Origin of the sequence: Roseivirga sp. 4D4 (genome assembly GCF_001747095.1) — a bacterium.
Taxonomy (GTDB): Bacteria; Bacteroidota; Bacteroidia; order Cytophagales; family Cyclobacteriaceae; genus Roseivirga.
Genome location: NZ_MDGP01000001.1, coordinates 139,018 through 161,568, shown reverse-complemented (window position 1 = coordinate 161,568; position 22,551 = coordinate 139,018). Strand labels below are relative to the sequence as shown.

Genomic DNA, 22,551 nt, shown 5'->3' with positions numbered 1-22,551 from the left:
ACTTACCGTGACCACAGATTAGGAAAAACTGCCGGGGTCCTTTTCTTGTAGGCTTGGAAGGCTGCATTGTCTTTGTATCGCCTTTCGAGCATGGGAACTCCAGAGACTTTCAAGAGCAAATAGGTGATTAGAATTGGGCTTATCAAGCCAGTCCAGCCGTTTGACACATTCAATACGATCAGTCCAACTCCAAACCACATTAGGATCTCACCAAAGTAGTTAGGGTGACGTGAGTGCTCCCATAGTCCTGATTGTATGATTTGATCTTTGTGTGTCTTTTTCTTTTTGAATCGCGCTAGCTGATAATCTCCAACAGCCTGCCAATAGAAGCCAGTCAGCCAAAGAGCCAATCCAAAACCAGCTAAAAAATTAAGTTCGCTCCCGTAGGCTTGACTTACTATTATAAGAGGCGTGCTTATGATCAGCAAGAGCAACACTTGCAACAGGTATACCTGCAAGTAGGAACGCCAATAGAAATTACTCCCCCACTCCTCTCGCCATTTTTTGTAGCGAAAATCTTCTTTCTTTTTCAGGTTCCGTAAGCCGATGTAGATACTAAGTCTGAGCCCCCAAATGATTACAACACCATAGGCCAGATCAGCTACCTCACTGCGCATTTGAGTAAGGTATAGATAGACGCAGAGTCCAACGTATCCCAGACCCCAGGCCACATCAGCGATGTCATTCCTTTTAACTATGATAGAAACGATAAACCAGAAGCTAGCGTAAGCCAGGCCTAGTAGCAATAAGTCAAGCACGACTTGTATCATGCCATTAGCCAGTTAGTGATATAAAAGCCCGCTGTACTTACTGAAGCTGTCAGCACAGAACCCCAAATGATATCAATAAAAACTATGCGAATCGGCCAGCCTCTCAAGGTGGCCAGGTTGGTCAAATCATAGGTGGCATAGGTAAAAAAGCCAAAGAGAGCACCTTTCAAAATGGCCTGTTCCAAAGAGCCAGCTTCTACTGAAGGCACTATGGCAAAGTAGAAAATACCCACTATGAAGATCAGGTAGAAGATGATGGCAGCAAACCAATTCACCTTAGGTGCCAGAAGTCTTCTCAAATACTTATTGTAAAGGTTCTTCGCAATGACACCCAGCCATAGGATATCAATGGCAAAAAACACCACCGTTGTGAGCAAATAGGCTTTAAGTAATAGCGAAAACGACATAAATACTTTTAAAACTAACGCTTCAAAAAGGCTATTGTTTAAGTCCTAGACGAACGCAACCACTATCTACTCATAACGCAAGGCTTTTACAGGGTTGGCATTTGCAGCCCTTAAAGCATGATAAGAAATAGCTGCAAGGGTAAAGAGGAGACAAACCAGAAAGGTAAAACCGATGGGTAGCACTGTCAATTCCGTGCGAATACTAAAATCACTCAGCCAATTGTTCGACATGTAATAACCGATTGGTCCAGCGATGGCAAAGGCTACAACCAAAAGCACTAGGAACTGCTTTGATAATAGATTCATGATGGTTTCAACTTTGGCTCCACTAATTTTTCGAATAGCAATCTCTTTTTTGCGGACTTCGGTTGTAAATGAAATCAGACCTATAACCCCTAGAATTGTGATCAGCATAGTGATCATGTTGAGCACAGCGAGCAACTCTTGAAAGGTTTCTTCCTTGGCGTAGAGCCTATTTAATCGATCCTCCAAAACCTGAAATTCGAATACCTGATTGGGAAAATGTCTTTCCCATAAGTTGCCTAATTCCGGAGCAAAGGTCTCGGGGTTTTCGAGTTCTAAATTCACGAAAACCCTCATCTCGGGTATGCTACGGGCATCCAAGAAGATAATCAATGGGTTGATGGTATTGTAAGCCTCTCCTGGCTTAAAGTCACTGACCACACCAATCACATCCCACTCGTCAACCACTTCACCTTGTCGATCCCTCGAAAGGTATTTTACTTTCAGCGGATTATCATTCCACTCATATTGGTTCATAGCCGCTTCGTTGATGATTACCCCTCTTTCCGAAGGTTTATGTTCATTGAAGTCACCCCCAGCTATATATTGAATTCCCAAGCTTTCAGCAAAACCAAAACCCACACTTATGGCAGCAAGGTTGGCATTTACCTCCTCGCCTTTTGGGCTTTTCATGAGGTAACTCCCTACTCCAAAGCCAAATGTCAAATCGACTGTGCTCTTAGCTGCTCCTTTGACTTGAGGATACTCCTTCAACTCACTCAAAAAAGCATCTACCGACTTTAATGCTCCCTGATCATCAGGCAATGTCAGTTCTAGCATATTTGACTTATCGAAACCCACATCGCGCTGTTTGGCAAAGTTGATTTGCTGACCGATCACAAAAATCCAGATCATCAGACTACCCGCAATCGCATATTGAAACACGATCAAGCCTTTTCTCAGCCACCCTCTTTTGCCAATACCGGCAGCGCCAGGCTTCAAAGCCATGAGCGGCTTAAAACGAGTCAAATAGAGGCTGGGATAGAGCCCGGCCAGAATCCCCATTGTCAAACTAAGGAAGAATACACCTGCCAGTTTTCCGACCGAAAACAAATCCGACACGTGCTTTTCAAGTCCTGTGATTGTTGAAAAATAAGGAAGTAGCAAAACAGAAATGAGCATGGCCACAAGCCCTGCTACAAGGGACAGAAGTATAGCCTCGGAAAGGAACTTAATGACTAAACTGCTCCTGGAAGAACCAAGTGATTTTCGAATCCCCACTTCACTGGCACGTTCCATGGCTGTGGCAGTTGATAGGTTGACGTAGTTAATACAAGCCATCAGCATGAGAAAAATCATAATGGTACTCAAAACCTGTAGATTCCTTTGGCTGCCGTGTGGATAGGGTTCTCCGAAGTATTCATCGGCTAGATAAATCTCTGTTAAAGGCTGTAAGTGAAGCTTCACGGTGGCGGTTGGGCTAATTCTCTGACGCATTACTTCTGCTAAATACTTGTCACTAAAATCAGGCATTTTATCGCTAAGCCCCTCCACATCATTCTGCTCATCCAATAAGACATAGGTATAAGATTTTCGAAGCCAATTGATCAATTCCCGTTGATCGAAATAAGTACTATAAGAAATCAGTGCCTTGAAGGGTAAATGGGTTTTCTTATTCAAATCCCTTATCACAGCTGTCACCTTTGCATCCATCGGTGGCATGACACCTGAATAAGTGAGTGTCTCTCCTACAATATCAGTCCGGCCAAAAAGCTGTAGGGCAATTGATTCCGTTAACACCACCGTATTAGGCGCTGTCAAGGCCTTTTCCGGGTCACCATACAGTACCTCCACACTAAACACATTGAAAAAATCAGGGTCTGTGACAAAGAAGTCAGTGGATTCTATGGACACGTCTCCCTTAGCAAAGGTGTTTGTTGCACCAATACGTCTCAATCGGGTCTTCTCAATTACCTCTGGAAAATCAGACTTCATGGTAGGACCAACGGGTTGACCTATGTCTGCCTGAGGAATATGAATACCATCGTGTTTAACGTCAAAGATCACCCGATAAATGCGATCGGCATTATCATAATGTTGATCATAACCACTCTCATTCTGAACATACATCCAAATCAGCAATGAAAAGGAGATGCTCACCGCTAAACCCAGGATATTCATTATGGCATAAGACTTACGCTTTTTGAAGTGGCGCAGTGCCACCTTGAAGTGGTTGGGTAGTTTGGAGATTAGACTTGCCGAACGCTCCCAGGGTGGCTTTCCTTTCGGGTTCACTGCCCTGGCCTTATAAAACTCAGTTGCTATGTCCTTGAGCGAGCCCGCCATCTTTTCAACAGCCAGATGGAAGGCCGACTTTTCATCATGTCCCTCCTCCATCAGGGCATCAATTCGATCCCAAAGGTTTGCTTCTAATTCTTCAATCTCTCCAGGCTCAAGCCCCTGTTGTGCCCTGAGTTGATTCGACCAATTTATAATCTGTTGTTTTAAATTAAATTTTTCCATATCAGCCTAAATCAAGTGTTAGATTTCCATCCCAAAGACGATTCAAAGCAGTGTTGACATTATTCCACTGAGACTTGGCTGCCTCTCGTTCTTCTTTGCCCTTGGCCGTAATTGTATAGTACTTTCGCTTACGACCATTGTCCAAAACAATCCACTCCGAAGAAATCAGACCGTCCTTTTCCATCCGATGGAGTACAGGATACAACATGGCATCAGTCCATTCCAACTCCCCATTGGAGAGTTGTTCAACATGTTTGATGATTTGATAACCGTAGCTCTTACCATGAGATAAAATGGAGAGCACAAGGGGTTTAGTAGAGGCAGCGACCAGTGTTTTATAAGCCATAATTTCTATACATAATGTTATTAGGTAAATATACCTAACGACACTATGTATAAAAGGTTATGAATTTTTCACAGCAACGCTGATCTCAGCCAAAAATACACGGATCAATCTATGCCTTGGCTCTAAAAAGACCGATAATCACCTTCTAAAAACTGATTTGCTTCTTCCTCATCGAACTTAGACGTAGCATTGTTCCAGTGTAGGGTTTTGTTAGGAAACCTACCGGCAATAACCCCTAAAAGGATGGTCTCTGTAAGTCGAGCTGCATAAGAGAAGGGTGCTGTGCACTCATCCTTACCCAAACAGGCGTCTACAAACTGGTGGTAGTGCTTATTACTTTCCTTACCATAGTCTTGTGTTGGACTGCCCACATCGGAAAACTTATCGAGATCCAAGTCCACATATTTGCCTTTGACAATATGCCTTGGCAATTGCATAAAGTGAGGTAACAGAAGTCTTCCCTTTTCCCCTACAAACATGGCCCCTTGATCGGGCAACTCCTCATTGTTCGGTAGTCTAAGGTCTTTATGCTTTTTTGGGGCACCTGGACCGTCATACCACACCCACTTGAATTTCTTGGTGGTATAATCCGTAGCAGGGAATCGGTAGGTGACAATGTTGTTTTCAGGGAAGCCAAAACCAGTCGGTTTGCGACACTTGTTCTTGACAGTGTAAGGCACATCCAAGTCCAACGCATTATAAGGCGTGTCGAAAATATGGACGCCCATATCACCCAGCGTTCCGCAACCATAGTCTAAAAGTTTCCGCCAGTTTCCAGGGTGATAAACGTTCTCTTTAAAAGGTCTTTCAGCAGCCGTACCTAGCCATAAGTTCCAATCCAATTGACCTGGAACCGGATCGCTACCCGCAGGTTCTGGACCATCGAAGCCCCAGTTTTTAGGCGACCAGGCATGGACGGTTTTCACCTTGCCGATAATCCCCGATCGGATCAACTCAGTACCCAATTTATAATCATAGAAAGAGTGTACCTGAATACCCATTTGGGTTACCAGGCCTTTGTCCTTGGCCATTTTGTTCATGGCACGGGCTTCTGACACATGATGGGTCAATGGCTTCTGGCAATAAACGGCCTTGTTCATCTCCATGGCCATCATAGAAGCAGGCGCATGGGTATGGTCTGGCGTAGAGACCACCACTGCATCAATACCATCGCTCATTTCTTTGAGCAAAACGCGATAGTCGGCATAGGCCTTCGCTTTGGGAAACATCTTTTGAGCAGCGGCCAGTCGATTGGCATCTACATCGCAGAGGGCCGTCACCTCTACCGCTTCATGTGCTGCCATGGCTTTCAGGTCTTCCATGCCCATACCGCCTACGCCAATGTGGGCGGTTCTTAATTTATCGGCATTAGAAAAGGCCCAAGTGGATGAGGGTAAAATACTTGCTGACGTCATCAGGGCCGCCTTTTTTAAAAACTCTCTCTTATTCATAATGCCTATAATTTCCTGATTTTGATGTTTCTAAACCACAGTGGACTATCATGATCCTGAAGACCTATATATCCACTTTTGAACTTACCATAGTCTGGAAAATCCTTCCACTTACCTGCCGCCTTTCTCTCCTTCCAGTCCTCAGACCAAGGCACAAAAGACAGAATCTTCTTGCCGTTGAGCCAGTGCTCGGCTAATTCAGGGGTGAACTTAATGGTGGTGGAATTCCATTCTCCTGCAGGCTTGACAATCTTCACATTATTATCAGGGGTATACATGGCATAATCCGCACCGGTCTTCTGCCATTCCTGCAAGGTGGCATTGTTGATTTCTTCCCACTTCAGATCATCGAGTAACTGATATTCTGGAGAGACTTCATAAGGACTGCTATAGCCTTCTTTAGTATGATAAAACACCCCACTGTTACCGCCTTCGGGAATCTTCCATTCTAAATACAATTCGAAATTATCGAACTCTTCTGCAGCATAGATAATGTCCTTTCCACCCGTCCATTCTACTTCCAGTTTCTTTTCGGTATCGAAGGTCAATACGCCATCTTCAATCACCCACTGTGGTGGCATAGTTTCTCCATTGTAGGCCCTCCAGCCTTCCATAGAGGTGCCGTCAAAAAGGTGTATCCAATCGTCCTCATCGGTTGTTGCTTCTGATTTTGTAGCGCTTTGGCAAGCCGAAAGGCAAAAGACAGCCAGCACAACCATGGATAATATGTTAAGCTTGAATTTGGTGATCATATGCTAGTCTTCTTTAGTGATAGGTGTGATTTTGATATTGCGCCAGCGGACTTTGATACCGCCTCCGTCATGAATTTGCAAGGCTATCGAGCCTTTGCCCTCCCCGATCTTTTCATCTTCCAGATGGATCATTTCGGTGCCATTTAACCAAGTAGTAATAGACGGACCGACAGCCCGAATCTTCATGGTATTCCACTCCCCCATTTTCAGGGCCTTGTCTTTTTCTGGTTCCGGCTGAATCAACCAACCCCGACCGTAAGACTCATAGATTCCACCTGTATGGCTACCGGGAGGAGCCACCTCCGCCTGCCAGCCACTGACTTTTGTGCCCTCGACAGTAGAGCGAATAAAGACTCCGCTATTCCCATTAGCTTCTTGCTTAAACTCCAGAGTCAATTCAAAATCGTCATAAAAGTCATTGGTAGACAGGTAACCGTATTGAGCGCTAGGTCCGCTTTCGCAGATGAGTTCGCCATCTTCTACATACCATTTTTCTTCTCCGTGATTGGTCCAGCCCTCCAGGTTTTTCCCATTAAAAAGGTTGATGGATTGGTCTTGAGAAGCGCAGTTAGTGCAGAGCGGCCCCAGACAGGACAGCCATGCGAAATAAAAAAGTCGTTTCATACCGTTGATGCTTGTTCTAAGATAAGCATTCAATAGGAAATGATATGCCGCTTATCAAAATGGCTATTTATAGGGATTGTATTAGTCACATCAAGTTTCTATCTCACAAAACATCTTTAGAACGCTTAAAAAGAACAAATGACTGAGATTCCTAAACTGTTACTGAATAACATAAAGAACAAAAATGTAATTCTTTTTTTAGGTTCTGGTTTCCTATACAATGCCGAGCACCCAAACGGCAATAAAGCCCCATTAGGTAATGATTTAGCCAACATATTATCAGAAAAATTTTTATCAGGAGAATACAAAAATAGTCCACTCACGTATATCTCAGACCTAGCAATTTCAGAAACGAGTCTGTTTGATGTTCAAAACTTCATTGCAGATCTCTTTTATGAGTATGAACCCAGTGAAGCTCATTGTATTTACTCAACTTTACCCTGGAAATCAATATTTACTACCAACTACGATTTGATTGTAGAGCGAGCATACGGCTCAAACCCCAATTCCAATGCACAGGACATATCTGTTGTTTACAGGAACACTCCAGAACCACAGATTTTTAAAACCCCTAATACGCTCCCTTTTTATAAACTTCATGGTTGCATCTCTTATATAAATGATCAAGACTTACCACTTATACTTTCTACGGAGCAATACGTTACTCACCAGACAAATAGAGATCGACTTTTCAAGAAACTCGAAGAGCAGTCTCTTGATTATCCAATTTTGTTTATTGGATATAGCAATCAAGATCATAATATCAGATCTGTCCTAAAAAAACTTGAAGCAATAAAGGATGGCCGACCTAGGTCTTATATGGTCGCACCAAATTTTACAGATGCAGAAATCAGATATTGGAATGAAAGGAAAATTACTCCTATTAAATTAGGTCATGAAGATTTTATCAAGAGTGTTGATAAAGAGATTAGTCAATCAGAAAGGGCTCTTGCAAAGCTAAAGACCGATACAGAACGACAAATTTATAGCAAATTTACAATCAGTCATGAAGAGTTAATTCCAAGTGAGAGCCTTGTGAATTTCCTTGATTTTGAATCAGAGTTTATTCATGACAATTTCAAGATTGGTGACTCTTCCGCTATAACTTTCTACAAAGGCTTTCTTAACAATTGGGATCCAATAATTGGGAAGTTGGACGTAAGAAGACAGATCGAAGACAGAATTCTGACAGACATTACGTTGGAAGACACATATCAAGATGATATTAAAAGTTTCACCTTCCTAATCAAAGGGTATGCCGGGTCTGGAAAAAGTGTACTTCTTAGAAGATTGGCATGGGAAGCGGCCGTGACTTTAGACCGACTGGTAATCTTCATGAAACCCAATCAAACTTTGCGGTCTGAACCGATAATTGAGTTACATAATTATGTAAAAGAGAGAATCTATCTGTTTATCGACAATGCAATTGAGCACCAAAACTCAATAGTCGAACTTATTAAGATGGCAAACAGAGAAGGAGTCCCTTTATCTATTATAACAACAGAAAGACATAATGTATTTAATGACGAAAATGTAATGTTCAATTACATCACTCAAGATTATGACCTTGGGTATCTCAAAGATGAAGAAATAGACAGTCTTCTAACTAAGCTCGAAGAAAACGATTCCTTAGGCCATCTTGTTTCAAAATCAAAAGAAGATAGAAAAAAAGAATTAGAAGAAAGGTCTGGGAGGCAATTGCTAGTTGCTTTGTATGAAGCTACGGGCGGAAAGCCATTTGAAGACATAATTCTTGACGAATACAATGGCATTACTAGTGAAGAGGCGAAATCTTTATATGTAACCGTTTCTGTATTTCATAGATTAGGCACAAAAGTGAGAGCAGGTCTGGTCAGTAGAATTCATGACATCAATTTCAATAACTTCCAAGAAGAACTATTTAAACCTCTAGAATTCATCGTGTTTGATGAAAAAGACTATTACCTAAATGACTTTACCTATTCAACCCGGCACCCATTCATTGCACAAATAGTATTCGAACAAGTTTTACAGAAAGAGCAAGACAGGTATGATGAATATGTTAGGATATTGAGGAACATTAACATTGATTACAAAAGTGATTGGACAGCGTTCTTAGATATCACTAACGCTCGCAAATTGAATGAAATTTTCAATGACCCAATTAGAGTCAGGAACATTTATGAGATAGCAGAGGAACTAAGCCCTGAAGATCCAAAATTGATTCAACAAAAAGGTATCTACCAAATGATCTCTGATTCTGGCAACCTTTATTCGGCCCAAAAGCTTCTCAAAAAAGCGAATACACACTCACCCGAAGACCCTATGATTTCGCATTCACTTGCTGAAGTTTCACTGAAGAAAGCTGAGAACACAAATATTTCAATCGAAAAAACTAAGTATCTAGATGAAGCCGAGAAATTATGCCGATCCATAATAAAGAAATTTAAAGACCAATCATATAGCTATCATACGCTGCTAAAAATATACTTTTTGAAGTTCTCAGATGCTCTTCAGAATAGTACTGCTATAACAGTAGAGAAGAGGATGAAGGATTTTGAGAGAATTCTAAATGAGGCAAAACAAACGTTCCCGGGACATGAGTTCATATTAGAGTTGGAGGCCAAGTTTAATGAAGCCTTGGATAATGAACCAAAGGCTATGGAACTACTAGAGGAAGCTTATTCATCTAATAAAGCTAGTCCGTATCTCGCAATAAGATATTCAAAACTATTGCAAAAAAACATGAAGCTTGATGATGCCATAAGTATTTTAAACTCGACACTCGAATTAAATCCAAATGATAGAGATGTGAATTACCAAATGGCTACTCTCATCAGGGAAAAAAGCCCAACAGATTATGACTCTTATACTTATCTATACCGAAGGGCCTTCACTAAAGGAGACACACGGTATGAAGCTCAGTTTTGGTACTCAAGGTCTGAATATCTTAACGGAAACTTTAATAAAGCAAAGGAGATCTTTGGAGACTTATCCACCGCTCGTATGTCCCCAAGTGTCAAAAACAAAGTACGTGGTGTAGTTAACTCTGAATCAAATAAAATATCGTACAAAGGTGTCATAGTGAAACAAGAAGCAAGCTATGCTTTTGTACGAAGGGATAAGTATGGTGATGACATTTTTTTATATAGGAGTCCAAAGATCCATGACTGGCACCTTTATAAAGTCGGTTCACACGTCAAGTTTAATTTGGCCTTTAATTATAAAGGAACAATTTGTATTAATCTGAAACTGGTCTAGCAAATTTTCTTGGTTTGTTTTACCTCTCTCAAACACACTCAAACCAACCCCTGACATATTATGTCATATCTTGTGCGCAACTTGACGCATAAAAACGATGAACCACCTTTCAAGATTATTATCAATACTCACCATACTTAAGTCCAAAAGAGTGGTCACGGGAAATGAGTTGGCTAAAAAGTTTGAGGTAAGTCTTCGAACCATTTACAGAGATATTAAAAAACTGGAGGAATCCGGTGTACCCATTGTCACCATTGAAGGCAGAGGCTATTCCATAATGGATGGTTATGTGGTTGCCCCAATCATGTTTGATGAAATGGAAGTGAATGCCCTTGTCACCGCGGAGCAATTGATTGCCAAGACCAATGATGACTCGCTGATTCAGCACTTCGGACAGACCTTGGAGAAAATTAAGTCGGTCTTTAAGGGCAGCCTGCTCTCCAAAAGTGAAATGCTGGAAAGCAAGATGCGTGTGATCAAACTCAATCAAGATCCAACCAGAACCTCCTCTCTTTCTCATATCCAAATGGCGATCATCAACTTTCAAATGATCGAGATGACATACCAGGCCAAAGACAAGGAACCCACCTGGCGGAAAATTGAACCTATGGCCGTTTACAGCTTTAATGACAACTGGATTGTCTTGGGATGGTGTCATTTGAGAGAAGACTATAGGGCCTTTAGACTGGACAGGATACAGCATTTTCAAATCCTGGACGAAACCTTCGAGGACAGGCACTTTGATCTGGCCCAATATTTTGTGAGATGTTCAGAAATTGATTATGACCCCTGACATATTCTGTCATAATCGACTTTTAGGTTTGTAACATCATCAAACAAAAATCATCAATTATGACAACACAAGAAGTTGCAACACAATGGGCAGAATACTGCCGCACAGGTCAAATGGACAAAGCACAACAAGAACTTTACAGTAAGGATTGTGTTAGCCTAGAAATGGAAGGTGCTCAAGGCTTTCCTCAAAGGGTTGAGGGCATTGAAGGCATTGCTGAAAAAGGTAGACAATGGGAAGGTATGGTCGAAGAATTCCACGGTGTGGAAATCGAAGGCCCTATAGTAGCGGGTAATCATTTCACAGCCACAATGAAAATGGACATCACCATGAAAGGCCAACCTAGAGGAATCGATGAAGAAATTGCTTTGTACAGAGTCGAAAACGGCAAAATCGTATCTGAGCAATTCTTTTACGCTGTATAGGCAATAGAGGCCTCCTCTCGGAATGACGAAAAGAATGGAGAAAGGAGGAGCACAAGAAGATTCCGGATCAAGTCCGGAATGACGCCCCCCTTTTTACCCTGAGGAGACGAAGGGACTTGTCCATTAACACAAGTTCCCTCGATAAACTCGGGAAAGGAAGGCTAGTGGAGAAGGTCCCTGCCCAAAATGACAGAAAAACCCCCTCCGCCCTTCGGGCACCCTGCCTTTGCCGGCAGGCAGGCTCCTCAAGAGGAGGACAACACGTCACTCTGAGGTAAAGCTTATCCGCGATAGCGGGATATGCTGACGAAGCCCGCCTGCGGTAGGCAGGGAGTCTCCCAAATAAAAGTCGGAGATTCTTTCGGTCGGACCCTACTTGCCGCAGGCAAGCTCCCTCAGAATGACGAAAAGAATGGGAAGAGGAGGAGCACAAGAAGATTCCGGATCAAGTCCGGAATGACGTCCTTTTTTACCCTGAGGAACGAAGGGACTTATATTCAAGGACTAGTTCCTTCGCTACACTCAGGATAGAAAGGCTAGGAGGCCTCCTCCGCCTTTTAGGCACCCTGCCTTTGCCGGCAGGCAGGCTCCTCCAAGGGAGGAGGACAGGCTTAGCCATATTCAACAATATATTTGCGTTACTATTGTCCCCCGCTGCTCCTTCGCTGAAGCTTCTGCGCAAGCGTGGCGAGGGTTAGGGGGTGGATATGTCCGAACTTGTCCTTAAAGCTATCGAGAGCTACCTTTGCCAACTATATGCCCAAAAGCCTAGTCATCAGACCTGTAAGAGTCGAAGAAGCCCCACTACTTAAAGAGATTGGAGAAACCACCTTTCGTGAGACCTTTGAAGCCCAGAATACGGAGGAGAATCTTTCCGCTTATTTGGCCAAAAGCTTTGACTTGGTGAATGTACAGACCCAATTGACCTCTCCTGATTCAGAATTCTTTTTTGCTACTATCGGTGAAGAAATTCTGGGCTATTTGAAACTCAACAGCTCTGATAGAGGCTTAGAAATTGAGCGGATTTATGTTCGACAATCAGCTCAGGGCAAACGCATCGGCAAGACATTGTTCGACTTCGCTTTAGAGACTGCCAGATCTAGAAAATCAGAGTGGCTTTGGCTGGGTGTTTGGCAGGAGAATATCAAAGCCATAGAATTCTACAAACGTCAGGGTATGGAAGTGTTTGATACCCGTACCTTCCAGTTGGGCAGCGATCCGCAGGATGACTTTTTAATGCGTATGCGGATTGGTTAAGGACCTCCTCCGCCCTTGCGCCTTTGCTATAGCTTCAGCGTAAGCGTTTGGGTACCCTACCTGCGGTAGGCAGGTTCCTCCAAAGGAGGGCTAGAAGATTCCCCGCCTGCGATAGGCAGGCGGGTCAAGCCCGGAATGACGCTCCCTTTTTACCCTGAGGTAACGAAGGGACTTATCGTAAAGAACAAGTTCCTTCGCTTCGCTCAGGATGGAAAGATTGGGGCTGTCCTCCTTCTTTGGAGGAGGACAGTTTATTATGCGAATCTTCATTGTTTAGGTCCCCCGCTGGCGGGGGTTAGGGGGGTGGATATAAAAGCCTCCTCCGCCCTTCGGGCACCCTGCCTTTGCCGGCAGGCAGGCTCCTCCAAAGGAGGACATAAACGTTACTTCACCCGTTTCAAGATCCAGTCTGAAATCAACTTCAGAGCCTTAGGATCAAAGGTCTCTTCGATATTATTATACTCTTTCATCGCACCAGTTTCGGCAGTTTGAAACATATGATTGAGTCCTTCTAAGGCAATGATCTCAAAGTCCTTGTTCTTCCCCTTTTCCAAGGCAGCCTTGATCCCAGCCTGATTCACATCTGCCACTACTTGTAAGTCCAGCGTACCATTCAAGGATAGCACTGGGCATTCCACCAACTCCAGCATCTCCGCAGGGTTATAATTCATAAAGTACCTGACCCAAGGCGTTGTGCGAGCCTCTACTAAACTCTTGAGAATTTGATCGCGTTGTGGACTCTGCCCCGCCATCATCTCGAAGAAAGGTGATTGATCATAGTAAGCAGTCAATTCCTTACGCACCTCGGCCACATCTTTATCTGCCGAGGCGATGGTCAATACTTCGGTCATAAAAGCTTTGTAGGCTTCTTCATCTTCCACCGGAAAGCCACGTAGCGTCACTGCCTGAATCAGGTTGGTTTCAAAGCCCGACACGCCTGTTCCGGCAAGAATCACCATAAAGTCGACATCATCCGAATTGGCAGCCACCATAGGCGCGATAATCCCTCCTTCGCTATGACCTATCAAACCAATTTGTTCGTGATCGACGTCCGTTCGCGTTTTAAGATAGGCAATGGCGCTATGAACATCCGTTGCAAAGTTGGCAGTAGTGGCTTCGGCAAAATTACCAGTTGACTCATTCACACCTCTGTCGTCATAGCGCAGCACGGCAATCCCCTGACGGGTTAAGTGATCGGCCAGCACAAGAAAGGTTTTATGCCCATATACTTCCTCGTCCCGGTTCTGAGGGCCACTGCCCGTAATGAGAATGGCTACCGCATGTTGATCACCCTTAGCAGGGAGCGTGAGCGTTCCCGCAAGGGAGACATTATCTTTGGCATTCTCAAAAACCACCTGTTCTTCCTTGTAAGGATATGGCTTCACAGGTTCCTGAGGCCTACTTTTGGCTTTCGCGGCCTTAAACTTCTCTCTGCTTAATACCAAAGGGACTGCATTGGGGCCTTCCATAAATTTACCCTCGATATGGGCACTATCTGGCCTAAAGGTTCCTTTGTATTCAAAGCCCAGGTTCTTTCCATCTATGTAGAGTTCGTTGTCTTCAAAGGTCACTTTTTGGGTCTTGATGCCTTTAAGGTTTTGACTAGGAATATCGAGAATAGCGATCAAACCATCTTCCCCTTCTGATAGGTGAAAGATGAATTGAACTTTGGTGTTGTTACCAACTTCGCCATACCAATCGCCCGTGATATTTTGAGCTGAAAGGCTGAATTGAATTAAGAGTGCGAATATGATTAATTGAAATGATCTCATAACTGTAATTTTTGATTTGAATGGGACGTACTTGTCCTGGCCAAAGCCTTTGCTTCGATTTTTTTTATTTAAGAATGTGGTTGGATTAGAGTTTAGACTTGCTGATCGAACTTGTCTTCAGGTTCTTCATTTTCCATGCTGATAATCTTGTCGCGCATGGCTCTGATATCCTTCTTCTGTGATACATAGAAGGTTCGGTGCTCCCATCGAGCGGCCATATAGGTAACTGCAAAGAAGATAGTCACCAGTAAAATCACCCACCAGGCGGCTCCTGACTCTAAAAGTGATCCCAGTGTTAACAATACTACCGAGAATAAGTAAAATCGACTAGTCTTTGAAAACTTCACCTGATAGTCTGCCGTGGCGATCGCATTGTCCAGATCGCCCACCATGCTGCTGTCAAAGTTGTCCTGCGTTTTGAGTCTTTTATTTCTGATATAAAGAATAAACCCTGCCGTTATATACATCAATACCATCATTAAGGTCCCTGTAATGCTGAACTTGTCTTTGATGATACTTGGCACTAAGACTAAGGTAGCCGCAAATAGATTGGCACCGATAAATATCTTCTCTGTTAAATCGGCCGTTCTTCGGGCCTTGTTTTTCTTTTTGATTACACGATTGTGCAAGGCAGTCTCGTCAATGGCATACATTGCCTGACCATTCTGCGTGTCCCATATTTTTTTCATTTCTTCAAACTCCATGTTAAGTCACTTTTTCTGACTGTTTGGTGAGGTGTTTTTTGATCCTATTGATCCTTACCCCCACGTAACTTTCTGAAATACCCACGATCTTCGACATCTCCTTATAACTAAAACCGTCTAGTAATAAGAGGCACAAAGACCTGTCTACATTATCTAAGCGAGCAATTTGTTCATACAGCCAGTCTAGTCTTTCATCGGCAAAACCCGATTGTTCTGTTAAGACATGTGCCTTCTGATCGATACCTTCTCGCCCCTCCTGATGCTTGCGCTCCTTGCTACTCCATTTGAGAGCAGTGTTAAGTGCTATTCTATACATCCAAGTGGTGACTGCGCAGTCGTTCCTGAATTTTGGGACAGATCGCCAGACCTGAACAGCAATCTCCTGAAAGAGATCTTCCTGGTCTTCCAGGTTAGCACCATAGGCCCTTACTACTTTAAAGAGGATGCCCTTGTGGTCTTTTAACCAGTCATTGAAGACTTGAGATTGTATTTGTTCTGTCATTGAGCGAATTGTCAATAAGTTAGTACTTAGGGACTATCGATTTCTTACAGAAGGGGAGAAAAAAGTTTTAGACCTATCACAAATACCTGAAAAACAAGAGATTAAATCAAACCTCATACTGGCTCTTTCTATTTGTTTGTGTTGAAAATCGAGTCATAGAAAATTCCTCGGGGATAGCCTTTTGGTTAGTCAAATGATCACTAATCAGCTTGCCGATCGCGGGCCCCATCTTAAAGCCATGCCCTGACGATCCTGCCAGCATCAAGGCATTATTTGCCTTAGGCAGCTTATGAATGATAAAGTTACCGTCTCGGGAATTCTCATAAACACAGGTATGATGCTTTAACACGCCTGAACCTTCGAGTTCCGGAAACCTGTTGGACAACACACCACTCATCTTATCAAGAATTTCATTCGTAATTCCCCGATCGCTATGATCTGGGTCGAGGGACCATCTTCTTTCGTCATAAGCAAACTTAAAGCCATGCCCAAAGTGATCGGGAATGCCGTAGTACATCTGGTCTCCTTCCCGGAATTCTAACCAAATAGGTAGATCATTGTAGGCTTCAGGAGCATCGAAATGGTATACTTCATGTCTGGAAACATGAATGTGGTCCTTCATTTCCGGAACCAGCTTTTGAAGCCAAGGACCGCAGGCGAAAACATATTCATCAGCTTGAATAGATCCCCTTTCCTGCAACCTTAAAGATTTGATCTTACCTCCATCGTAATTAATACCGATCACCTCGTCTTTTAAATATTTGCCATCGGCTTCTATAAATTTCTCGGCCACTACACCGCATGCCCTGCTCGCCTCGAGATAAGCCACTTTGGGTTCCCAATAAGCACTGGTGATGTCGGTCAAATTGAATTGGGGATACTTAGACTTCAAGTCATCCATATCTAGCAAATCAAGAGAAAACCCTTTTTCTTTCATTAGAGGAACAGACAATTCGGCATAGGCGGGTGTTATACCTCTAAACATCCATAAAGCACCCTTTTCATGATATAATTGATCATTCCAAGCCCTTGAGTATTCTTCCCATAATTCAAAAGACTGGGCGGTTAGCTCGGTATAGGCTTTACTACCACCATAGGCCAGGCGGATAATCCGAGTTTTGCCCCCACTTCCTGAATCTACATTTCCAGGGCCCTTTTTGTCAATTAGGGTCACCTCAAAGCCAGCCTTTTGTAAGTGGAAAGCCGTCCAGCCACCCCATGCACCTGCTCCTACAACGATTATGGATTTTGACATCTAATGCTTCTCTCTATTTTCATTTCTACCTTTTGTCGAGTCTTTCTGCTTGACCAACCTGCTCCTACTACTTGTCGAGTCTTTCGACCGGAGTTCTGATGAATTTATACAATCTAAACCTTAACTTAATGGTCATTCAACATTGAATCGACTATGGCCAAAACACTTCACTTAGAAAAAGATCTTCAGGAGCTTTTTACAGACCTTCATGCCTCGGGCCTGTGGGCGGATGGGAAAGAAATTTCTGACGCCTTATTAACAGAAGACCCAGCTCAGGTTCTTTTGGCCTACCGGAACCAAAGGGAAAACACCAATTTCGAACTGAAGGCTTTCTTCGATGAACATTTCTCAAAAGCAGTCACGCGAGAGACAAACTATGTAAGTAATACTGAGGCCCCTGTCGCAGAACACATTAACAAACTTTGGAACATTTTGGCCCGAACACCTGAAGAAAAAGAGGCCTATTCCACACTGATACAACTTCCGTATCCGTACATCGTGCCTGGCGGACGCTTCAATGAAATCTACTATTGGGATAGCTACTTTACCATGTTAGGTCTGGCAGTAAGCGAGCGAGTCGATATGATCGAAGATATGGTTAAGAATTTCGCATGGATGATCGAGGAAATTGGGTTTATCCCCAATGGAAACCGAAGCTACTATTTGGGAAGATCTCAGCCTCCCTTCTTTTCGTTGATGGTAGCTCTATTGGCCGAAGAAAAAGATCGATCAGTACTCAATAGATTCCTATCTGCCCTAGAAAAAGAATATAGCTTTTGGATGGAAGGTGCAGATGCATTAACCTCGGAAGCTCCCTCTTACAAACGCGTAGTGTTGATGGATGATGGCTCCATACTCAATCGTCATTTTGACAATATCCCTAATCCAAGAGCAGAAATGTATCAGGATGATGTGGAACTGATCGCTTCTCAGGGAGAGGCAGGAAAACAAACGCTTCTAAATATTCGAGCTGCATGCGAGTCAGGTTGGGACTTCAGCTCTCGTTGGTGTGCTGATTTTGATAAATTGGACACGATCCGTACTACAGAGTTGGTTCAGGTGGATCTAAATTGCCTGCTTTACCATTTAGAGAAATTGATTGCCAGCATCCATCAAGAAAATGGAAATCAGGAACAATGTGAACGCTATATCCAGCTTTGTGAAAACAGAAAACAGGCTATCAACACCTATTTCTGGAACGAGGAAAATCATTACTATTTCGATTACAATTGGGTAGACAAAACCCAAACCAAATCGATCAATGCGGCAGCAGCATTCCCTCTCTTCTTTGAACTTGCCAGTGCCGATCAGGCAAGAGGTGTCGCCAAAATAATTGATCAGGAGCTATTAAAAGATGGTGGTTTGCTTACTACTAATTATGAATCCGGACAACAATGGGACGCACCGAATGGATGGGCACCACTGCAATGGATGGCGATCAAAGGTCTGAGAAACTATGGTCACGATCAGTTAGCAGGCGCTATCAAAGAACGATGGGTTTCTTTAAATGTGAAGGTGTTCAAAAACACCGGCAAATTGATGGAGAAATACAATGTGATGGATACCAATTTACTCAGCGGTGGTGGTGAGTATCCAGTCCAAGATGGCTTTGGTTGGACTAACGGAGTGCTACTCAAACTTCTCTCCGAAGAATAAAGAAATACGATTAAGGATGTAGCGATTGACAGAGTTGGTCGTTATCAAGTCGGAATTATGTAATTTTGATGTTCTTAAAACTATGGTGATGAAAAAGAAACTACTTCTATTATCAGCCCTCGTACTAATTATTTCATGCTCTAGTGGTGAAGATGACAATCCCTTCCAAGTAATTACTGGTGAAATCGAACAGTCTTTTACCATTGACTGGAGAAGTCTGCCATCGAATCAAAACATAGCGATTACCAACCCGGAAAGGATTCAGGAATTGAGGTTTGTAACCATTGCAGATTTTGATGTTCAGGATGCTGATGAGTTTTTAGACCCCACCATCAGTGCTATGTATTATGACATCAGCGGATGGGAAACCGTTAACAGTGTTGGAATTTTTGATGTGACTATTAGCATTCTGGATGATTTTGGATTCCCCACAAGACTTACATCTTTTTCGATTTCGAACTTAGATAATACAGTTACTCTCAATAACAATCAAACCGTTCTATCGAAGGAGGTGATTTTCGATGCTACTAATGGTACTGTAACATTTGACGGCCTGGCAATAGCCAATCGATCATTATTATTAGGCCGGCTTAACATTGAATTAGAAATTGCAGGCAGAAACGTTCTGCTTCAAGCTCCAGACCAATTTGAGCTTACGCTTTCCTTAGATTTGGAAGCGCTTGCTTCTATTAATGAGGAATAAGAAAATTTTGCAGTTTAATCTTTTGACAAAACCTTTACCAACCAAAGAATCAGGTAAAGTCCCAGTCCTGCCCCAAACAAAAAGAAGGCTACTACAAATCCTATTCTGATACTTGACTCCTGGATACCCATTTTTTCACCGAGCCATCCGCATACACCTAAAATCATACATCCAAAATTTAGATGTTCATAATAGTGGTTTTATCCAAAAACTGCAAACCGTATATTAGTCGCTCAACGCATTGATTGGGTCTTTGGCGAGCGCTCTTAAGGTGTGGAACAACACGGCAAGACAAGTGACTGAAGCCAATAAGGCCATTGCGATGACAAAACCATCGATCGGCACATCAATTCTATAAGCAAAGTCTTGCAGCCATAGCTGCGCCAAAAGGTATGCAGAAGGCACAGCTATAAGTAGTGTCACAAAGAGTATAGCGAAGAATTCGCTGTAAATGATACCGATGATATTGCCATGAGAGGCTCCAAATATTTTCCTTAAACCCATTTCTTTAAACCTCTTTTGGACAACAAGGGAGACGAGTCCGAATACACCAAGGGCACCGATTAATACTGAAACGAGCATGGACAGATTGCCAATATCTCCCCATACCTTCTCAGACTGATATAGAGAAGCCAGATCATCTGACAAGGAAGAATACGTAAAGGGTTGTTCGTAAGCCGTCAAATACCATAAATCAGACAGTTGCCTTGCCACCGCATCACCATTCACTCCTTGATATTTAATAATCATAAAATCTTCTAGAGCCACTCCAGGTTGAATCACTAAAGGTTGTATGCGTTTATGGAGTGTTTCATAATTAAAGTCCTGAATTACCCCAACGATCATAAACTTCTGCCCATTATGGTACATCGGTTTACCCAAAGCCTCCAATGGATCACCTAGTTCAAATGCCTCAATCACTGTCTCGTTTACTACCACCGGATTTGTCAGTTCATCCCTGAGGAATTCGAAATCCGTACCGGTTAGTAGACGAATGTCCAACGACTGAAAATAATGATCGTCAATGCTCCCGACATTCATTAGAATAGAATCCAGAGCAGCTGGTTCTGGCTTGTAGTATTTGGCAGCATAAGGTCTGCCTGGTATTGTGCTGGCTCTGGATACGGCTGTCACTCCTGCAATACCCAACACGTTATCCTTGAAGCTTTCATAACCCGTATGAATTCCTCTATCCCGAATAGGCACTACTATAACCTGACTTTGATCAAAGCCCAGATCTTTAGATTTAACGAAAGCGGCCTGTCGGTTAATGGTTACTGCGCCAACAATAAGGACTACAGAAACCACAAATTGAAAGACCATTAAGCCTTTTCTCAAATAACCGATCCTTCCCAGCGTGACTACATTAAGCAAGACATCGGTAAGGTCCATTCTGAGAATAACAATGGCCGGAGCCATTCCTGAAATCACTGCAGTGAGCATGATCAGACCTGCGATCACCGACCAAATTTGCCATTGCGCAATAGGATTCAGGATCAGGTTAGTATCCAACATTGCGTTGAATGGTGTGATCATAAAGTATAGTGCAATCAAAGAGACGACTATAGCAATGGCAATCGTCAGAAAGGCTTCTAGAATGAATTGAAAATAGATATGCTGGGCAAAGGCTCCGGAGACCATTCTCACACCCATCTCTTTGAGTCTTTCCACCGAAGTAGATACAGCAGAATTGATATAGTTGATAGTTGCCAAAATGATCACCACTATGGCAATGATCAATACCACACGCACGAACATGATATCGCTTTGCCCTTCGATCTCAGAAATAGCGTCAGATCTCAAGTGAATATCCAACAGCGGTTGGATGCGAATTCGCTCCTCTGGGAAACGATCCATCAACCATTCTGCATAGCGTGTTTTGAATGATTGAATATCCGTATCCGGTCTAAAATGGATATAACTGTAAAAGCCATTATAACCACCTGTAAGCACGTCAAGGGTCATCACTCTCGGTAGAGTCGGCATGGAAGCCAAAAAATCAAACTCAAAATGCGAACCAACATTCCCAGGGTCCTTTACTACACCGGTCACTTCTAGATCATATTTTAGTTCATACCTTAAAACCCTACCCATTGGGTCCTCATCCCCGAAATACTTCTTGGCCATCTGCTCAGTAATCACCAATGAATTTGGTTCTGAAAGGGCCGTTTCAGGATCTCCAAGAATCAGTTCATATCCAAAAACATCGAAAAAAGAAGAGTCCGCAAATAGAAAGTCTTGTTCATAGAACCCTTTGTCTTCCTCGCTCAAGAGTGGTACATTCCAATGCTTAAAAAGTAGTGTTGTACTTTCGATTTCTGAAAACTCCTCGGTCAGCGACAACATGATCCGAGGACTCGTCTTCGCAACGATTTGAGTATTGTTCCCCAAGTCTTCCATTCTCAGAAGTCGGTAGGTTTGCTCTGGGGCTTTGTGGAATTTATCAAAGTCCAACTCATACTGAGCATACAGGATGAGTAAAACCGTTAATGTGATACCTATGCTCAAACCCAATAGGTTGACAAGGGATGTCACCTTTCGTTTGATTAGGTTCCGAAATGCAATTTTGAGGTAATTTTTTAGCATTCTATCGACTAAGCTGGTCGGAATTACTCAAAAAAAATACCAAAGAATGAAAATCGCCTATCAAGGCCGTAAAGACACTATTTAGCATTTTTGAATGATAAAGATACACTAAAACTGAACGCCAGCGATCAGCCTTACGAGCATTATCGAACAGGGGAAATGAAAAAGCATAGCGTCAACTGAGCTCATCAAAAGTAGTCCGTAGAAGGACGATCCGTTAAGAATTGATCTTGTGCATCAATTTAGGATTCGGCAGGGCTGTCGCGCTTACCCCTAGGACGAAACGAAAAAAGCCCCGACATGTCGGGGCTCTCTTCAAGTAGTCCGTAGGGGAATCGAACCCCTGTTACCAGGATGAAAACCTGGCGTCCTAACCCCTAGACGAACGGACCATTCTAAGGACTGCAAATATAGATGTCGCTATTTTATTTGCAAAAAATTCCACCCTAAAAAATTACAATCGTTTTCAGTGGAACTAACTCTGCCTTAGTATGATTAAAGTTTGAAAAGGAGCACAGCTTTCTTAGCTTTACGCCTCCAAA

19 protein-coding genes and 1 tRNA gene are annotated in these 22,551 nt (G+C 43.0%); 6 read left to right on the top strand and 14 right to left on the bottom strand.

The genetic code is table 11. From position 1 onward, the window contains the following. Positions 1–2 precede the first annotated feature (2 nt). The 7 genes from BFP97_RS00680 to BFP97_RS00650 all read right to left on the bottom strand — a co-directional run bounded on the left by BFP97_RS00680 (position 3) and on the right by BFP97_RS00650 (position 7,116). The gene (locus BFP97_RS00680) at positions 3–770 is read right to left on the bottom strand and encodes a DUF1295 domain-containing protein (RefSeq protein WP_069840572.1); all 768 of its coding nucleotides are present in this window, start codon (positions 768–770) and stop codon (positions 3–5) included. Beyond that, the gene (locus tag BFP97_RS00675; RefSeq protein ID WP_069840571.1) at positions 767–1,177 is read right to left on the bottom strand and encodes a DUF2177 family protein; all 411 of its coding nucleotides are present in this window, start codon (positions 1,175–1,177) and stop codon (positions 767–769) included. Before BFP97_RS00675 ends, BFP97_RS00680 begins: the two co-directional genes overlap by 4 nt. 66 nt (positions 1,178–1,243) lie before the next feature. Next, positions 1,244–3,943: an ABC transporter permease gene (locus BFP97_RS00670; RefSeq protein ID WP_069840570.1), complete on the bottom strand. Its 2,700-nt coding sequence runs from the start codon at positions 3,941–3,943 to the stop codon at positions 1,244–1,246. 1 nt (position 3,944) lies between these two features. After that, entirely contained in the window at positions 3,945–4,289 is a 345-nt protein-coding gene (locus BFP97_RS00665; RefSeq protein ID WP_069840569.1) for a PadR family transcriptional regulator, read from the bottom strand. Between the two features lie 122 nt (positions 4,290–4,411). Beyond that, positions 4,412–5,740, bottom strand: coding sequence for a Gfo/Idh/MocA family protein (locus BFP97_RS00660; RefSeq protein WP_069840568.1), 1,329 nt, complete (start codon positions 5,738–5,740; stop codon positions 4,412–4,414). Between the two features lie 5 nt (positions 5,741–5,745). Continuing rightward, positions 5,746–6,492 (bottom strand): DUF1080 domain-containing protein, encoded by a 747-nt coding sequence (locus BFP97_RS00655; RefSeq protein WP_069840567.1) that lies wholly within the window; start codon positions 6,490–6,492, stop codon positions 5,746–5,748. A gap of 3 nt (positions 6,493–6,495) precedes the next feature. Then, positions 6,496–7,116 carry a DUF1080 domain-containing protein gene (locus BFP97_RS00650; RefSeq protein WP_069844135.1) on the bottom strand — a complete coding sequence of 207 codons (621 nt, stop codon included), beginning with the start codon at positions 7,114–7,116 and terminating at the stop codon, positions 6,496–6,498. A gap of 138 nt (positions 7,117–7,254) precedes the next feature. Between BFP97_RS00650 and BFP97_RS00645 the strand changes: the two genes are divergently transcribed. From BFP97_RS00645 to BFP97_RS00625, 4 genes are all read left to right on the top strand, one after another. Further along, positions 7,255–10,356, top strand: a complete 3,102-nt coding sequence (locus tag BFP97_RS00645) for an SIR2 family protein (RefSeq protein ID WP_069840566.1) — start codon at positions 7,255–7,257, stop codon at positions 10,354–10,356. A 97-nt stretch (positions 10,357–10,453) separates the two neighbouring features. Then, positions 10,454–11,149: a helix-turn-helix transcriptional regulator gene (locus tag BFP97_RS00640; protein WP_069840565.1), complete on the top strand. Its 696-nt coding sequence runs from the start codon at positions 10,454–10,456 to the stop codon at positions 11,147–11,149. Positions 11,150–11,208: 59 nt separating this feature from the next. Continuing rightward, on the top strand, positions 11,209–11,574 hold the full coding sequence (locus BFP97_RS00635) for a nuclear transport factor 2 family protein (protein WP_069840564.1): 366 nt from the start codon (positions 11,209–11,211) through the stop codon (positions 11,572–11,574). A 717-nt stretch (positions 11,575–12,291) separates the two neighbouring features. Then, entirely contained in the window at positions 12,292–12,831 is a 540-nt protein-coding gene (locus BFP97_RS00625) for a GNAT family N-acetyltransferase (protein WP_221406579.1), read from the top strand. 383 nt (positions 12,832–13,214) lie between these two features. Here BFP97_RS00625 and BFP97_RS00620 read toward each other — a convergent pair whose 3' ends face one another. From BFP97_RS00620 to BFP97_RS00605, 4 genes are all read right to left on the bottom strand, one after another. Next, complete coding sequence (locus BFP97_RS00620) at positions 13,215–14,603, bottom strand: alpha/beta hydrolase family protein (protein ID WP_069840561.1); 1,389 nt, start codon at positions 14,601–14,603, stop codon at positions 13,215–13,217. A 92-nt stretch (positions 14,604–14,695) separates the two neighbouring features. Further along, a complete protein-coding gene (locus BFP97_RS00615; RefSeq protein ID WP_139135135.1) occupies positions 14,696–15,292 on the bottom strand; it encodes a hypothetical protein in 597 nt (198 codons plus the stop codon). A gap of 16 nt (positions 15,293–15,308) precedes the next feature. Beyond that, positions 15,309–15,809 carry an RNA polymerase sigma factor gene (locus BFP97_RS00610; RefSeq protein ID WP_069840559.1) on the bottom strand — a complete coding sequence of 167 codons (501 nt, stop codon included), beginning with the start codon at positions 15,807–15,809 and terminating at the stop codon, positions 15,309–15,311. A gap of 106 nt (positions 15,810–15,915) precedes the next feature. After that, positions 15,916–17,064 (bottom strand): NAD(P)/FAD-dependent oxidoreductase, encoded by a 1,149-nt coding sequence (locus tag BFP97_RS00605; protein ID WP_069840558.1) that lies wholly within the window; start codon positions 17,062–17,064, stop codon positions 15,916–15,918. 153 nt (positions 17,065–17,217) lie between these two features. Here BFP97_RS00605 and treF point away from each other — a divergent pair, with 153 nt between their 5' ends. Then, positions 17,218–18,720, top strand: a complete 1,503-nt coding sequence (gene treF, locus BFP97_RS00600; RefSeq protein WP_069840557.1) for an alpha,alpha-trehalase TreF — start codon at positions 17,218–17,220, stop codon at positions 18,718–18,720. Between the two features lie 88 nt (positions 18,721–18,808). Next, positions 18,809–19,423: a hypothetical protein gene (locus BFP97_RS00595; protein ID WP_139135134.1), complete on the top strand. Its 615-nt coding sequence runs from the start codon at positions 18,809–18,811 to the stop codon at positions 19,421–19,423. Between the two features lie 14 nt (positions 19,424–19,437). On the opposite strand, the gene BFP97_RS20160 is transcribed toward BFP97_RS00595, so the two are convergent. From BFP97_RS20160 to BFP97_RS00585, 3 genes are all read right to left on the bottom strand, one after another. Beyond that, complete coding sequence (locus tag BFP97_RS20160) at positions 19,438–19,590, bottom strand: PspC domain-containing protein (protein WP_083262348.1); 153 nt, start codon at positions 19,588–19,590, stop codon at positions 19,438–19,440. Between the two features lie 58 nt (positions 19,591–19,648). Beyond that, positions 19,649–22,009 carry an ABC transporter permease gene (locus BFP97_RS00590; RefSeq protein WP_069840555.1) on the bottom strand — a complete coding sequence of 787 codons (2,361 nt, stop codon included), beginning with the start codon at positions 22,007–22,009 and terminating at the stop codon, positions 19,649–19,651. 320 nt (positions 22,010–22,329) lie between these two features. Then, positions 22,330–22,401 (bottom strand) — tRNA-Glu (locus BFP97_RS00585). Positions 22,402–22,551: the final 150 nt, after the last annotated feature.

Bases quoted from the DNA above. Each gene is read 5' to 3' on its own strand.
- BFP97_RS00675 (WP_069840571.1), bottom strand. From the start codon at position 1,177: ATGTCGTTTTCGCTATTACTTAAAGCCTATTTGCTCACAACGGTGGTG.
- BFP97_RS00615 (WP_139135135.1), bottom strand. From the start codon at position 15,292: ATGAAAAAAATATGGGACACGCAGAATGGTCAGGCAATGTATGCCATT.
- BFP97_RS00645 (WP_069840566.1), top strand. From the start codon at position 7,255: ATGACTGAGATTCCTAAACTGTTACTGAATAACATAAAGAACAAAAAT.
- BFP97_RS00605 (WP_069840558.1), bottom strand. From the start codon at position 17,064: ATGTCAAAATCCATAATCGTTGTAGGAGCAGGTGCATGGGGTGGCTGG.
- BFP97_RS00665 (WP_069840569.1), bottom strand. From the start codon at position 4,289: ATGGCTTATAAAACACTGGTCGCTGCCTCTACTAAACCCCTTGTGCTC.
- treF (WP_069840557.1), top strand. From the start codon at position 17,218: ATGGCCAAAACACTTCACTTAGAAAAAGATCTTCAGGAGCTTTTTACA.
- BFP97_RS00670 (WP_069840570.1), bottom strand. From the start codon at position 3,943: ATGGAAAAATTTAATTTAAAACAACAGATTATAAATTGGTCGAATCAA.
- BFP97_RS00655 (WP_069840567.1), bottom strand. From the start codon at position 6,492: ATGATCACCAAATTCAAGCTTAACATATTATCCATGGTTGTGCTGGCT.
- BFP97_RS00640 (WP_069840565.1), top strand. From the start codon at position 10,454: ATGAACCACCTTTCAAGATTATTATCAATACTCACCATACTTAAGTCC.
- BFP97_RS00650 (WP_069844135.1), bottom strand. From the start codon at position 7,116: ATGAAACGACTTTTTTATTTCGCATGGCTGTCCTGTCTGGGGCCGCTC.
- BFP97_RS00680 (WP_069840572.1), bottom strand. From the start codon at position 770: ATGATACAAGTCGTGCTTGACTTATTGCTACTAGGCCTGGCTTACGCT.
- BFP97_RS00590 (WP_069840555.1), bottom strand. From the start codon at position 22,009: ATGCTAAAAAATTACCTCAAAATTGCATTTCGGAACCTAATCAAACGA.
- BFP97_RS00610 (WP_069840559.1), bottom strand. From the start codon at position 15,809: ATGACAGAACAAATACAATCTCAAGTCTTCAATGACTGGTTAAAAGAC.
- BFP97_RS00660 (WP_069840568.1), bottom strand. From the start codon at position 5,740: ATGAATAAGAGAGAGTTTTTAAAAAAGGCGGCCCTGATGACGTCAGCA.
- BFP97_RS00635 (WP_069840564.1), top strand. From the start codon at position 11,209: ATGACAACACAAGAAGTTGCAACACAATGGGCAGAATACTGCCGCACA.
- BFP97_RS20160 (WP_083262348.1), bottom strand. From the start codon at position 19,590: ATGATTTTAGGTGTATGCGGATGGCTCGGTGAAAAAATGGGTATCCAG.
- BFP97_RS00595 (WP_139135134.1), top strand. From the start codon at position 18,809: ATGAAAAAGAAACTACTTCTATTATCAGCCCTCGTACTAATTATTTCA.
- BFP97_RS00620 (WP_069840561.1), bottom strand. From the start codon at position 14,603: ATGAGATCATTTCAATTAATCATATTCGCACTCTTAATTCAATTCAGC.